The 13,500-nt window shown below is 60.0% G+C and carries 10 protein-coding genes and 2 tRNA genes; 4 read left to right on the forward strand and 8 right to left on the reverse strand.

Features of this window, described 5'->3' with window-relative positions; translation table 11 throughout:
- Position 1 precedes the first annotated feature (1 nt).
- On the forward strand, positions 2-700 hold the full coding sequence (locus PMI25_RS00580; protein ID WP_007964388.1) for a hypothetical protein: 699 nt from the start codon (positions 2-4) through the stop codon (positions 698-700).
- Positions 697-1,368, forward strand: a complete 672-nt coding sequence (locus PMI25_RS27780) for a PP2C family protein-serine/threonine phosphatase (RefSeq protein ID WP_081755171.1) — start codon at positions 697-699, stop codon at positions 1,366-1,368. Before PMI25_RS00580 ends, PMI25_RS27780 begins: the two co-directional genes overlap by 4 nt.
- Before the next feature lie 106 nt (positions 1,369-1,474).
- Here PMI25_RS27780 and PMI25_RS00585 read toward each other — a convergent pair whose 3' ends face one another.
- The 4 genes from PMI25_RS00585 to PMI25_RS00600 all read right to left on the reverse strand — a co-directional run bounded on the left by PMI25_RS00585 (position 1,475) and on the right by PMI25_RS00600 (position 6,059).
- Positions 1,475-2,767 (reverse strand): virulence factor family protein, encoded by a 1,293-nt coding sequence (locus tag PMI25_RS00585; RefSeq protein WP_007964390.1) that lies wholly within the window; start codon positions 2,765-2,767, stop codon positions 1,475-1,477.
- Positions 2,767-5,406, reverse strand: coding sequence for a bifunctional lysylphosphatidylglycerol flippase/synthetase MprF (gene mprF, locus PMI25_RS00590; protein WP_007964392.1), 2,640 nt, complete (start codon positions 5,404-5,406; stop codon positions 2,767-2,769). Before mprF ends, PMI25_RS00585 begins: the two co-directional genes overlap by 1 nt.
- A gap of 279 nt (positions 5,407-5,685) precedes the next feature.
- Positions 5,686-5,762 (reverse strand) — tRNA-Met (locus tag PMI25_RS00595).
- Between the two features lie 220 nt (positions 5,763-5,982).
- Positions 5,983-6,059 (reverse strand) — tRNA-Met (locus PMI25_RS00600).
- A gap of 280 nt (positions 6,060-6,339) precedes the next feature.
- Between PMI25_RS00600 and dinB the strand changes: the two genes are divergently transcribed.
- A complete protein-coding gene (dinB, locus tag PMI25_RS00605; protein WP_007966678.1) occupies positions 6,340-7,401 on the forward strand; it encodes a DNA polymerase IV in 1,062 nt (353 codons plus the stop codon).
- A gap of 98 nt (positions 7,402-7,499) precedes the next feature.
- On the opposite strand, the gene PMI25_RS00610 is transcribed toward dinB, so the two are convergent.
- From PMI25_RS00610 to PMI25_RS00625, 4 genes are all read right to left on the reverse strand, one after another.
- Positions 7,500-8,453, reverse strand: a complete 954-nt coding sequence (locus PMI25_RS00610) for a hypothetical protein (protein ID WP_007966680.1) — start codon at positions 8,451-8,453, stop codon at positions 7,500-7,502.
- A 17-nt stretch (positions 8,454-8,470) separates the two neighbouring features.
- On the reverse strand, positions 8,471-10,186 hold the full coding sequence (locus PMI25_RS00615) for a proline--tRNA ligase (protein WP_007966681.1): 1,716 nt from the start codon (positions 10,184-10,186) through the stop codon (positions 8,471-8,473).
- Between the two features lie 129 nt (positions 10,187-10,315).
- Positions 10,316-11,875, reverse strand: coding sequence for an AmpG family muropeptide MFS transporter (locus tag PMI25_RS00620; RefSeq protein ID WP_007961922.1), 1,560 nt, complete (start codon positions 11,873-11,875; stop codon positions 10,316-10,318).
- Between the two features lie 43 nt (positions 11,876-11,918).
- Entirely contained in the window at positions 11,919-12,272 is a 354-nt protein-coding gene (locus PMI25_RS00625; protein ID WP_007961920.1) for an MGMT family protein, read from the reverse strand.
- Positions 12,273-12,436: 164 nt separating this feature from the next.
- Between PMI25_RS00625 and PMI25_RS00630 the strand changes: the two genes are divergently transcribed.
- A complete protein-coding gene (locus PMI25_RS00630; RefSeq protein WP_007961919.1) occupies positions 12,437-13,444 on the forward strand; it encodes a DUF481 domain-containing protein in 1,008 nt (335 codons plus the stop codon).
- The last annotated feature ends 56 nt before the right edge of the window (positions 13,445-13,500 follow it).

Below are 13,500 nucleotides of genomic sequence, written 5' to 3' on the forward strand. Positions count from 1 at the left end.
CATGTCATCCAACGCTGATCACAACTACGAGCTTATAGAGTTTGTTACTGAGGGTTTGGGAGAGGCGTTTCTCGCGGAGGTTGCCTTTGTCGGAGGTTGCACCACAGCCATGCTGGTAACTGATGCTGTTGTGCTGGACGACATTCGCTTCACCGATGATGTTGACCTGGTGATCGAGCTGGCAGGCATTGGCGCCTGGCAGCAGCTTACCGAACGGTTGGCGGCCAGGAATTTCAAGATTACTGGCGAGGATGAAGTGAACTGTCGTTTCCGCTTCAACGACATCGTCGTTGACGTGATGCCTTCTGATCCCGAGGTTCTCGGATATGCCAATCGCTGGTTTGTAGAGGGGCTGGCGCGGGCCAATAAATTTACGTTGCCCAGCGGTACCGTCATCCAGATATTCAAACCGACCTATTTTCTCGCGACAAAACTGGAAGCCTTCAGTGGTCGTGGCGGTGGCGATCCATACCATAAAGACGTCGAAGACATCATTATCTTGATTGATGGACGTCCAGAGCTTTTAGAGGAGGTTCGGCAGGCGGAATCCGAGCTCAAAGAATTCATCACGAATGGAGTTCGAGCACTCAGGGTTCTCAGTGGCATTGACTATGTGATTGAAAGCTCGGGCTCGGTACAGGCCAATCCGGGAAGAGGGCAAATCATTCATGGGCGCATGAAAGAACTGGGCAGCGCATGAAATACCACTTCAGATCGGTAGCAGGGCGAGCCAGGAGAACCAATCATGACTTTGCTGGAGCGCTCTGTGATGGAGAAAACGGCGTATTTGTTATCACGGACGGTACCTCAAGGGTTGGCAGTGGCCAGTTGGCTGAGTCCTTTGTGAAAGGTGTTTTAGAGGTATGGTCAAAACACATTGATCACGGCCTCGATATCACTGAGTGCGAAGCTGTTGAACAGGTACTGCTTTCTATACTGGCCAACCTCCACCCCGTTTTGTTTGCAAGTCACACGGGCGCCACTTGTTATGTGGTGGGTGTCGCTGCTCATGGGAAACTCACGCTTGCGTATGAGGGTGATTGTTCGTGCGGTGTTGTGACGCCGGCAGGCGCGATCGAATGGATTACGTCGCCCCACTGTAAGGCTAACTGGAGGCGCGACCGTTCTCACTCCGAGCTGGCGCAAGATCCCGCTCGACACCGGGTGACTCGATGCTTGAAGGCGAGTCGCGCACCGAACCCTGACTTTGTGTTTCATTCATTGACCCCAAGAGAACGACTGGTATTTGCAACCGATGGCTTTTGGGCGGAGCTAACCGAGTTACAGCAAAGCTACTTGCTAGCAGCGCCGGATGGCAGCTGTATCGATGTAGAAGATGACATCACGTGGATAGATGTTCAGCTTTAGTCTCGGTATCGATAGAAGTTTCGACTGGCAGGAAGTGCTGCAAGTTTGCGTAAAAAAGCCCCCGCAACCGTGAAGTTGCGGGGGCTTTCCGTTGGTGCGCTTCAGATCACTCTGCCGGTTGATCCTTGCTCTGACGCTTCTCGATCAAGTCCACCAGACGCTTGGCCAGCGCCGGGTAGTTCTCGTCGAAGTGGTGGCCGCCGGGCAGTTTCACCGCTTCGCCAACTGCCGTCTTGTCGGTGCAGCCGCTTTCGTCGGTTTCTTCGGCGCCGTAGATGCACACCACTTTGGCCGCTGGCAGCTTGGCCATTTCCGGGCCGGTGGCGGCTTCTTTGCCGGCGTTGCCGAGCCAGCCTTCGACTTCGATTTCGAAGCTGCCGGTGCGGGCGAAGGCCAGCAGGATAATGGCGTCGACGCGTTGCTGCTCGGTGTCCGGCAGGCGGTTGTAGATCGCCGGCAGGACGTCGGCACCGAACGAGTAACCGGTGAGGATGAAGCGCTTGGTGCCCCATTTCTGCCGGTAGTGCTGCATCAGTTCGGTCAGATCCAGTGCGCTTTGTTCAGGGCTCTTGTGCTGCCAGTAGTAGCGCAGGGTGTCGATGCCGACCACCGGGTAGCCAATCTTCGCCATCTCGCCGGCCACGTCGCGGTCGAGGTCGCGCCAGCCGCCGTCACCGGAGAGGAACAGGGTCACGGTGTCTTTGGCCTGACCGGCCGGCACTTCCACTACCGGGATCGCCAGACCGCCGTTGGCCTTGTCGCCGCCGACGAGGATCTTGCGCAGTTCGTTGTTCAGCACCTGCGGCAGGTTGATGTCGTAGTCGCTGATGCTGGTTTCGGCGTTCGGTTGATCGCGCACGAAACCGGCGCTGGTGTCGTCCGGGTTGTCGTTCCATGCCACCAGCCAGTGGCCATGAGCCGCGGATTTCGGCAGCAGGTGGGTGCAACCGGGTTTTTCCAGCGCCAGGTCGACCGAGATCGCCTGGGCCTTGTCGTCCTTCTGCTCGGACAACCAGCGCCAGGCCAGTACCGCGCCAGGGCCGATACCGCTGACCAGCGTGGCCGGGCCATTCAGTTCGCGCAGGCCGGTTTGCAGGGCGCGGCTCTGTTGCAGGCAGTCCTTGGGCAGAATCACCTGAACGATCTGCGCCGAGGCGCTGCGGCTCAGGGTGCTCAGTTGGTTGTCGGTCAACTTCTGGTCGTCATTGACCGCGACCAGCACCTGAGCCTTGGGCTGGGTGCCGGGAATGACGCGGGTCATGACCGTGCCGTCGGCGGCCGTCAGTGGTTGCAGAGTCGGTTGCGGTGCCGGGCGTTTGAGGTACCAGTAACCGCCGCCGGCAATCACGGCCAGCACGATCAGTGCGGCCAGGATGTACTTCAGGGAGCGTTGAATCATCAGCGTTTCACCAATCCAGTCAAGCCGCCCGCGATCAGGGCAGCAGTATCGGCCAGTGCCACCAGCGGATCGAGTCCGGCGGGCACTGCCATATAACGGGGTTCCCAGTCAGGCTGGAACTTGTCTTTGAAGCGGCGCAAGCCTTGGAAGTTGTACAGCTGCTCACCACGGCGGAAGACCATCGAGCCCAGACGCTGGGTCAGCGGTGCACCACGCCGGGGTTGCAACCCCGACAACGGCACCATGCCCAGGCTGAAGCGCGCGTATCCGTGACTCTTATAGTGTTGAATCAGGCCGACCATCAGGAATTCCATGGTCAGCTTGGGGGCGTCCGGGTGCGAGCGCATCAGGTCGAGACTGGCCAGGTCATGGCTGAAAGTCTCGAGCAGGTTGGCGAACGCCACCGGGCGACCTTCGAAGCGAATCACCGCAATGCGGAAATGCTTCAGGTAATCGTCGCTGAATCGACCGAGGGAGAAACCTTTCTCGCGCACGTTCTTGCCGGTCAGCCACGCATCGGAAATCACTTTCAACTCGTCCATCGGCGCCTGGCCCGGCTCATGGATTTCCAGCGACAGACCATCGCGGGTACCACGGTTCCAGGTGTAGCGCAGGTCTTTCATCTCTTTGCCCTTGGCTTCCAGGTCAAAGCGCTGCAGATCGACCCGGGCTTCTTCGCCGAGCTTGATCGCGGTCAGGCCGATGTCCATGTAGTACGGCAGGTTTTCCGCACGTACCTGATAGAACACCGGGCGAGCGTGATGGATGTCGCACAGATCGCGGAACTGCCAGATCATCTCGGCGCGTTGCTGACCGGGGCCGATCGGATCGTACAGTGCCACCAGGCTACGGCCACGGCGGGCGTACATCAGGAAGGCTTCGTCGTTCTGGTGAAACAGCAACGCCTTGTCACCGGTCAGCGCGAGGCCGCCATCGGGTTGCGACGAAGCCATCAGGATTTTCGCCGCGCGATCCAGTTCGTCCGGGGTCGGCAGGTGGATCACCGGGCGCGCGGTACGCAGCAGCCAGGTCAGGGCGATCACCAGCAACAGCACGGCGGCGCCGAGCAGCGAACGCAAGCCGCGCGGGGCGTCAGCGTCGAGGGTGAACTGCCACCACAGTTGATGGCTGTAAGGCACGTCCTGATAGGCGAACAGCAGCAACCAGGTCGAGGCGCCCAACACGCAAAGGCTGGCCACCAGATACAGCGGCGAGAAGGGCAGCTCGGTCAATCGGCTCGGGCGATAAAACGAACGGCGGAACACTCCCAGCAGCGCAGCGGTGAGGGTCATCAGCGTGGCTTCTTCCCAGTCGAAGCCTTTGAGCAGCGAGAGCAGCGCGCCGACCAGCAACAGAATGGTGGTCAGCATCCACGCGGCTGACAGGCGACGGCGCAGGCCCTGCGCCAGCATCAGACACAGCACGCCGATCAGGCTGGCGCCGAAGTGCGAGGCGTCGACCAGGCGATGCGGGATCAGAAAACCGATGTGTTCCAGACGCGTGTCGATCTCCGGGGTGGCGCCGGAAAACAGCAGTACCACACCGGACAGGAACACCAGCACCGCCAGAATCGGTGCGGCCAGACCGGATGCGGCGCGCATGGTCTGGGTCTGGAACAGGCGCTGGCCTTCGTTGATCAGCAAAAACAGGCAGGCCACCAGCAGCGGCAGCACGACGTAGATCAGACGATAGAGCAGCAGGGCGGCGGCCAGCGGCGCGGCACCAAGGGTGTCGGCAAACGCGGCCAGCAGGATCGCTTCGAAGACCCCGACCCCCCCCGGCACATGGCTGAGGACGCCGGCGGCCAGGGCCAGCAGGTACACCAGCAGGAAAGCGCCGAACGGCGGGGCTTCCGGCAGCAGCAGATACAGTACGGTGGCCGCTGCGGCGACGTCGAGGGCGGTGATGATCAGTTGCAGGAAGGTCAGGCGTCGGCCGGGCAGGCGCAGCGTCCGGCGACCGGCCCTGACCAGCAGGTTGTCGCGGTACGGCTGCTCCGGCAGGCGTCGGCGATAGATGCCGATCGCGAGAATCGCGCCCAGACCCAGCACCACCATGGCAATCGTGCCGAGCAGGCCTTCTGACAGGCCCAGTGCGGCGGAGGCGGCGGGCAGGTCGCTCAGGGTCGCGAGAGCCGCCAGCGGTGGCAGGGCGCAACCCAGCGACAGGCTGGCGAACAGCGTCATGTGCGCGACTTCGGAGGCGCCCAGCCCATGGCGTGCATATAAACGGTAGCGCACCGAGCCGCCGGACAGCAGCGACAGGCCGATGGCGTTGCCAATCGCAAATGCGGTGAAGCCGCCCAGCGCCAGAGTGCGCGGCGGCAGTGTCACGCCGGCATAGCGGCTGGCCGACCATTCATAGCCCAGCAAGATGATGAAGCCGACCACCGTCGCAGCCACTGCGCCGAGCAGGGCCGGTTTTGGCACCGCCAGGATCGAGTCGTGCAATGCGTAGAGATCGAGCTCGCTCAGCAGATGGCGACAGGCAATCAGCGCAATGGCAAACAGCAGCAACGTGACCGCCAGACCGATCGGCTGGCGATATTTGCTCAACCGATCCAGCAAGCGCAGGCGCTCGGGTTTGATCGGATGTTCTGCTGTGACGGTGTCTTGTGAATCAGACGAGTTGGCGCGCATCAATCACCTCTTGGATTGTGCGCGACAGGATGGAGGTATCCAGCCAAGTTACCAATCCCTGTAGAAAAAAATAATCACAAAATACTACGCCTCTCATCCGGGATCGGCGAGGGCGGGTCATGGATTGCAGACGTCTTGCCTGCGACTCAAGCATAGTCGCAACTTGGCGGGTCTGATGATCCTGAGCGTTTCACTGCAGCGTGACAGATCATTGTTGCGAAAGGACTTTTTCCACAGATACAAAAAAGGCCACTCTTTCGAGCAGCCTTTTTTGATGTTTGGTTGCGGGAGCCGGATTTGAACCGACGACCTTCGGGTTATGAGCCCGACGAGCTACCAGACTGCTCCATCCCGCGTCTGTGTGGCGGCATTCTACAGGCGAACGGCGAGGTGTCAACCGCTAATCCCGTAAAGGGTCAAATAAGTGTGAATTTGCGTCAAACGGTCGCAGCCCAGCGGTAAGTTTCGGAAATGCAACGAATTCCTGTTCGTGCGGCTGCGCGTGATACAGCACGTCGGTTGAAAAACAGGCGCGCACAAAAAAGGCCACTCTTTCGAGTAGCCTTTTTTGATGTTTGGTTGCGGGAGCCGGATTTGAACCGACGACCTTCGGGTTATGAGCCCGACGAGCTACCAGACTGCTCCATCCCGCGTCTGTGTGTCGGCATTCTACAGAGGATCACCGGGGTGTCAACCTTGAATCTGGATAAATCTGTTCCTGTTCAATCGCTTAGCGCTTTTTGCAGTGCAGGAGAAGGGCGCGCAGGGCAGGTGGGGCAAGGCTTTCAGCTCTATCGGTCGGCGATTCTCGATTGAGAAAATAAATTCATGGTTGTTTTCCTACAACCTGAAAAGAACATTCAGACCACTGGTGCTATATACAGGTGTCAGTGAGATACTGCGTTTCCGGCTCGCCATGTTTCCTTTTCTGTCATGACCCAGCGAAAAATCATCCACGTCGACTGTGACTGTTTCTACGCCGCCATCGAAATGCGCGACGACCCGAACCTGGCCGGCAAGCCCCTGGCGGTGGGCGGGTTGGCGGATCGGCGTGGGGTGATTGCGACCTGCAACTACGAAGCGCGGGCGTATGGCGTACGTTCGGCAATGTCGTCCGGGCATGCCTTGAAACTGTGTCCCGACTTGACCATCGTCAAGCCGCGCATGGAGGCCTATCGCGAAGCCTCGAAGGAAATCCATACGATCTTTCGCGATTACACCGACCTGATCGAGCCACTGTCGCTGGATGAGGCTTATCTCGACGTCTCCGACAGCGCGCATTTTGGCGGCAGCGCCACGCGCATCGCTCAGGATATTCGCCGGCGGGTCTCCAATCAGTTGCACATCACCGTCTCTGCTGGCGTGGCCCCGAACAAGTTTCTGGCCAAGATCGCCAGTGACTGGAAGAAGCCCAACGGGTTGTTCGTGATTACCCCGGATCAGGTCGATGATTTCGTCAGTGGCTTGCCGGTGAGCAAGTTGCACGGCGTCGGCAAAGTCACTGCCGACAAACTGGGCAAGCTCGGCATCGTCGATTGCCTGCAACTGCGCGAGTGGGACAAGCTGGCACTGGTGCGCGAATTCGGCAGTTTCGGTGAGCGACTCTGGAGCCTGGCCCGTGGGATCGATGACCGGTTGGTGCACAACGACAGCCGCCGTCAGTCAATCAGCGTGGAAAATACCTACGACGTCGATCTGCCGGATCTGCGCAGTTGCCTCGACAAACTGCCGGAGCTGCTGGAAACCCTGAAAACCCGCATGGAGCGGATCGACAGCAGCTATCGCCCGGGCAAGCCGTTCGTCAAAGTGAAGTTCCATGACTTTACTCAGACCACACTGGAGCAAGCCGGCGCAGGGCGCGATCTGGGCAGTTATCAGTTGATGCTGACCCAGGCGTTCAACCGGGGCGGGAAACCGGTGCGGTTGTTGGGTGTGGGGGTGAGGCTGGAGGATTTGCGCGGTGGGTTTGAGCAGATGGAGCTGTTTGAGCGGTAGATTTGCGGTGTCCGTCAGGACCTCTTCGCGAGCAAGCTCGCTCCCACATTAGATTGCATTCCACTGTGGGAGCGAGCCTGATCGCGAAGCTTTTGCTGTTAATTCGGTCCTGGATCCGCGACCAGGCGCCCCGCATCCTTGGTCAGCGACTTGAGAAACTCGGCCTGCAACTCAGGATCGTTACGCGTCAGTTCAATGAGGCTTTGTTCCAGCTCGCTGGCCTCTTCCTCCAGACCCAGTTCCGACAGACGCTTGACCCGGTGGACCCACTGGCTCACTTCGTCGTCTTCCAGATCGTCGTAAATCAACCCGTGCGCTTCGAGCAACTTGCTGCGCAAATGGCTGCTGATCGCCAGGGATGAGTCGCTGTGCACGTCATCCTTGCCGTCTTCGACGCTGATCTGCAGCTTGCCGATATGATTCAGGTCATTTTCGGCGAACGGACTGTCCAGCAGGTTCAGGCGCAGCACGCCGTTGCGGTCGGTGGTCATGTCGAAGGTCTGTTTGCCGGCCTTGACCTGCACCGGGCGCTCGCTCCACGGCAGGCTCGAATACTCCATGCGCTTGTCGCGCTGGACTTCATCGATACCGGCCAGGTTCTGTTGCGCACGGCCGTGGGACTGCACGTTCATGAACGGGTTGACCCCGGCAATGCCATAGTTCAACCAGTCTTTGGTCACGCTGTCCGGCAGGTTGCCCAGAGCGAATACGTTGACCACATTGGCGCCGATACCGGCGACCACGGCCACTGCGCCCAGCGGGATCTCGTAGATTTCGCGCCAGGGCTGATAAGGCGTGTAGCGATCGTAACGACGGGTGACTTCGAACTCGGTGACTTCGAAGGTCTTCTGTTCGTTGATTTTCACGCGACGCTGCGGCAGCTCGAGCTCCTTGGGCTCACCGACATCGATCTGCAGGCTGTGATCGAGCAATTTGCGCTCGACCCGCTCTTCGTGCTCGCTGCGCTGTGACATCTGATTGGCACAGCCGCTGACCAGCAGGGCGCCGCACAAGGCGGCACCACCGAGGCCCAAGGTGTTTCGCTTGAACATGAGGTCTCTATCTGGATTCAGCGGCGGATACGGGCCTGAAGGAAGGACAGCACATCGGCGACCGGCAGCGCTTGCGCTTCGGCCTCGGTGCGGCTCTTGTATTCCAGGTTGCCTTCGGCGAGGCTGCGGTCGCTGACCACGATCCGGTGAGGAATGCCGATCAGCTCCATGTCCGCGAACTTGATGCCCGGGCTGGTTTTCTTGTCGCGATCGTCCAGCAGCACTTCGAAACCGGCCGCCGTCAGTTCTGCGTACAGCTTGTCAGTGGCTTCGCGCACCTGCTCGGTTTCATAACGCAGCGGTACCAGAGCGATCTGGAACGGTGCCAGGGTGTCGCTCCAGATGATGCCTTTTTCGTCGTTGTTCTGCTCGATGGCGGCAGCGACCACGCGGGATACGCCGATACCGTAGCAACCCATTTCCAGGGTGACCGGCTTGCCGTTCTCGCCCAGCACTTCGCACTTCATCGCCTTGCTGTACTTGTTGCCCAGCTGGAAGATGTGCCCGACTTCGATGCCGCGCTTGATTTCCAGGGTGCCTTTGCCGTCCGGGCTTGGGTCACCGGCCACGACGTTACGCAGGTCGGCAACGGTTGGAACCGGCAGATCGCGCTCCCAGTTCACGCCGAAGTAGTGCTTGTCGTCGATGTTCGCACCGATGCCGAAGTCGCTCATCAGTTCGACCGAGCGGTCGATGATGATCGGCAGCGGCAGATTCAGCGGGCCGAGCGAACCGGCGCCGGCGCCAATGGCGTCACGCAGTTCGGCATCGGAAGCCATGACCAGCGGGCTGGCCACGCCTGGTTGGTTGGCAGCCTTGATTTCGTTCAGCTCATGGTCGCCACGGATGATCAGGGCAATCAGCTTGCCTGGCTCTTCGGCGTGGACGATAAGGGTCTTGATGGTCTTTTCAATCGGCAGATTGAATTTTTCCACCAGCGCGGCAATGGTCTTGGTGTCTGGAGTGTCGACCAGGCGCAGCTCTTCGGCCGGCGCTGGACGCGAGGTTTCCCGTGGCACGGCTTCGGCTTTCTCGATGTTTGCCGCGTAGTCGGAACCGTTGCTGAAGACGATGTCGTCTTCGCCGGACTCGGCCAGTACGTGGAATTCGTGGGAGCCGGCGCCACCGATCGAGCCGTTGTCGGCTTCAACCGGACGGAATTTCAGGCCCAGACGGGTGAACACGTTGCAGTACGCCTGATGCATGCGGTCGTAGGTGACCTGCAGCGAAGCCTGATCGGCGTGGAACGAGTAGGCGTCCTTCATGATGAATTCGCGGCCGCGCATCAAACCGAAGCGTGGGCGGATTTCGTCACGGAATTTGGTCTGGATCTGGTACAGGTTGATCGGCAGCTGTTTGTAGCTGCTCAACTCGTTGCGCATCAGATCGGTGATCACTTCTTCGTGGGTCGGGCCCGCGCAGAAGTCGCGACCGTGGCGGTCTTTGATGCGCAGCAACTCAGGGCCGTATTCTTCCCAGCGTCCCGATTCCTGCCACAGCTCGGCCGGTTGGGTGCTCGGCATCAACACTTCAAGAGAGCCGGCAGCGTTCATCTCTTCGCGAACGATGGCTTCAACCTTGCGCATTACCCGCAAGCCCATCGGCAGCCAGGTGTACAGGCCCGAAGCGAGTTTGCGGATCATGCCGGCGCGCAGCATCAGCTGGTGGCTGACGACGACCGCATCGGAAGGCGTTTCTTTCTGTGTGGCGAGCAAAAATTGACTGGTGCGCATGGTTGGCCGTTGTCGGTTGCTATGACTGGAAATGACGGAGCAGTGTACCGGCGAGATTTGCCGACGTACAGGATTGCGCTCGGCGGTGAGGCGCTACGGCGGGAATCCTCCCGCCGTAGCTGAAGTGTCCTACGACTCTTCGACGACGGAGGTTGGTGCCGGCTCTGGCGTTGGCGTCGGGCCCGCACGGCGATTTTCCTGGAACCAGTGCAGGGCGATCAGCAGCAGTGTCGGCACGCCGAGCAGTGCGGTGATCATGAAGAAGCTGTGGTAGCCGAACTTCTCGACCATCACCCCTGAATAGCCACCCATCAGGCGTGGCAGCAACAGCATGATCGAACTGAGCAGGGCGTACTGGGTGGCCGAGAACTTCAGGTTGGTCAGGCTCGACAGGTAGGCGACGAACGCCGAGGTCGCAAGCCCTGAACTGAAGTTGTCGAGGGAAATGGTCACCACCAGCATCTTCAGGTTCGGCCCCATATCGGCGAGCATCACGAACAGCAGATTGGTTGCCGCTGACGCCGCGCCACCGATGAACAGGATCGGCAGGATACCGAAGCGCACAATCAGCAGGCCGCCCATACCGGCGCCGACGAGGGTCATGATCAGGCCAAAGATCTTGCTGACGCTGGCGATCTGATCCTTGGTGAAGCCCTGGTCGATGTAGAACACGTTGGCCATCACGCCCATCACCGTGTCGGACATCCGATAGGTCGCGATCAGTCCGAGTAGCAGCAACGCCTGCCAGCGGTAGCGCAGGATGAAGTCATTGACTGGCGTCAGCACCGGGGCCAGGCCGCGACGGCCCATGGTCGACAGGCACAGGCCGGTGAGCAGGGTGTAGAGAATGGCGCGCAGGAAGGCGCGGTCTTCGAGCAGCAGGTCGAGCGGACTCATGTTGCCGAACAACACGCTGGCGAAATCGGTGTTATAGAGCTGGGTAAACATCGCCGGAACTGACACCAACAGCACGATCAGCACGAATACCGAGGCCAGTTGATGCACGAAGCTGTAGCGACCGGCCTGCAGTTGCGTGCGCAGTGGCACCGGCGGCTCGCGCATCAGCAGCGAAGTCAGCAGGGCAGGGACCATCAACACGCCGAACAGGGCGTAGGTGCCGGTCCAGGCCGAATGTTGATAGTTGAAGCCGGTGGAGCCGAAGCCTTCGGCGAAGAACAGTGCGCCCGCCGTGGCCAACAGGGCGGCGACGCGATAGCCGGACATGTAACTGGCCGCCAGCGCAGCCTGCCGGCTGTCGTCGGCAATTTCCAGGCGATAGGCGTCGACCGCGATGTCTTGGGTGGCGGAGGCGAAAGCGACGATAACGGCAATCGCAATCAGCCAGGACAGGTGTTTCTGCGGATCACAGAAGCCCATGCCGATCAGGCCCAGAATCACCAGGGTCTGCGAGAGCACCAGCCACGAACGGCGGCGGCCCAGCTTGCCCAATAAAGGCAGGCGCCATTGGTCGAGCAACGGTGACCAGACCCATTTGAAGGCGTACGCCAGACCGATCAGGCTGGCGTAGCCGATGGTTTCACGGGCAACGCCGGCCTCACGCAGCCAGACGGAAAGCGTCGAAAACACCAGCATGTACGGCAGGCCGGCAGCAAAACCGAGCAACAACAGCACGAGCGTCGAGGGACTGGCATAGGCGGCGAGCGCGGCGCGCCAGGTTTTACGGGGCATGGGCTGAAGTCTGCCTCAAGATTGCGAAAACAAAGCGCGCACTCTAACCGCTGTGCTCTACCGGACGCCAGCCATGGCGCTGAATATCCACACGATTGTTCAGGACGGTGACGCTTTCAGAGCGTAATCGTGCCCGTTGTTCGTCCCCCGAGGGGCTGCCCAGCGGCAGACTGATCCGACCGCCGGCACCCAGTACCCGGTGCCACGGCAGTTTGGTATCTCCGGGTAATTGGCTCAGGGTCCGACCGACCCAGCGGGCGGCACGCCCCAGCCCTGCGAGTTCAGCCAACTGACCATAGCTGACCACCTTGCCTTCAGGTACTTGAGCAAGGGTCGAATAAAGCGCCGTGCGTCGGATTTGCGCCTCGCTTTCATCGGGATGGTTCGGCTCTTTCACCTGCGCGATTCCTGAATATCAGTCGTGTGGATGGGCTTAAGCGTAATCGCTCGTTGGCCAGATGAGAAATGAACTCAATGGAAATCGCCCGGTCAGTCCTTGTCAGGGTCTTATTCCCACGGATAATGCCGACCTTTTCGCAAACTTGAGCCCTCGATCCGCTTATGTTGTCCAGAACCTTGTTGTGCCTTGCTGTCTTCAGTGCCTCCACGCCGCTGCTTGCCGATACCGTCTGGTTGAAAAACGGTGACAAGTTGAGCGGCAAGATTTCCGTTTTCGATGGCGGCAAATTGCTGATCCAGACCCAGTATGCAGGTGCGGTCAGCATCGACTGGAAAGAGGTCAAGACCCTGCAAAGCGATCAGGAGCTGCTGGTCAAACAGGACGCCTACAACGGTGAAAAAGCCAAGTCGCTGACCGCTGCCGATGACGGCAAGGTCACCCTGGCCAACGGCGAAGCGCCGAAAACCGTGGAGCTGGCGAGCATTCAGCAGATTCTCAAGCCGAAACCGGTGGTCGAGGATCTGGTGTGGAAGGGTAACGTTGGCCTGGCCCTGGATTATCAGCGTGCGGAAAAGGACACCGACGACTACGACATCGACTTCAAGACCACCGCGCGTCATGGCCGCTGGCGGCACACCGCCGAGGGCGAATACAACCGCGAAGTGCAGGACGAGCAGGTCACCACCAATAACTGGCGTGCCGAATACGCACTCGACCGCTTCCTGACTGACAAGTGGTTCTGGCAGGGTCGCCTGAACTACAAGCGTGACTACGTTGAAGAGCTGTCGCGTCAGCGTGTGGTCGGCACCGGTCCGGGTTACCAGTTCTGGGATGACGAACTGGGCGCGTTCTCGCTCGGCTCGCTGCTCAACCGCACCGATTACGAGTACAGCGATGGCGGCAAGGACAACTTCTACTCGGTCGCCATGAAGTGGGATTACAACCGTTACCTGATCGGCAAAAAAGTCGAGTTCTTCACCAATGGCGAACTGGGCAAGCCGCTATCTGACGTAGCCAACTACGCGCTGGATGCCGAGATGGGCTTGCGCTACAAGGTCACCGACTGGGCCTCGCTCAACCTCAAGGCTGAGCGCGACATCATCAGCGGCACCAAGGATGCGGATTTGAACAAGACCCGCTACACCGCAGGGTTTGGCGTGGCCTGGTAAAGCAGAAGCAAAAGATCGCAGCCTGCGGCAGCTCCTACAGGAGGACTGTCGCAGGC

This window comes from Pseudomonas sp. GM30 (assembly GCF_000282275.2).
In the GTDB taxonomy this organism is placed as follows: Bacteria; Pseudomonadota; Gammaproteobacteria; order Pseudomonadales; family Pseudomonadaceae; genus Aquipseudomonas.

What these genes read in the sequence shown, in the direction of transcription:
- PMI25_RS00580 (WP_007964388.1), top strand. Translation starts at nt 2, where the DNA reads ATGTCATCCAACGCTGATCACAACTACGAGCTTATAGAGTTTGTTACT.
- PMI25_RS27780 (WP_081755171.1), top strand. Translation starts at nt 697, where the DNA reads ATGAAATACCACTTCAGATCGGTAGCAGGGCGAGCCAGGAGAACCAAT.
- PMI25_RS00585 (WP_007964390.1), bottom strand. Translation starts at nt 2,767, where the DNA reads ATGATTCAACGCTCCCTGAAGTACATCCTGGCCGCACTGATCGTGCTG.
- mprF (WP_007964392.1), bottom strand. Translation starts at nt 5,406, where the DNA reads ATGCGCGCCAACTCGTCTGATTCACAAGACACCGTCACAGCAGAACAT.
- dinB (WP_007966678.1), top strand. Translation starts at nt 6,340, where the DNA reads ATGACCCAGCGAAAAATCATCCACGTCGACTGTGACTGTTTCTACGCC.
- PMI25_RS00610 (WP_007966680.1), bottom strand. Translation starts at nt 8,453, where the DNA reads ATGTTCAAGCGAAACACCTTGGGCCTCGGTGGTGCCGCCTTGTGCGGC.
- PMI25_RS00615 (WP_007966681.1), bottom strand. Translation starts at nt 10,186, where the DNA reads ATGCGCACCAGTCAATTTTTGCTCGCCACACAGAAAGAAACGCCTTCC.
- PMI25_RS00620 (WP_007961922.1), bottom strand. Translation starts at nt 11,875, where the DNA reads ATGCCCCGTAAAACCTGGCGCGCCGCGCTCGCCGCCTATGCCAGTCCC.
- PMI25_RS00630 (WP_007961919.1), top strand. Translation starts at nt 12,437, where the DNA reads ATGTTGTCCAGAACCTTGTTGTGCCTTGCTGTCTTCAGTGCCTCCACG.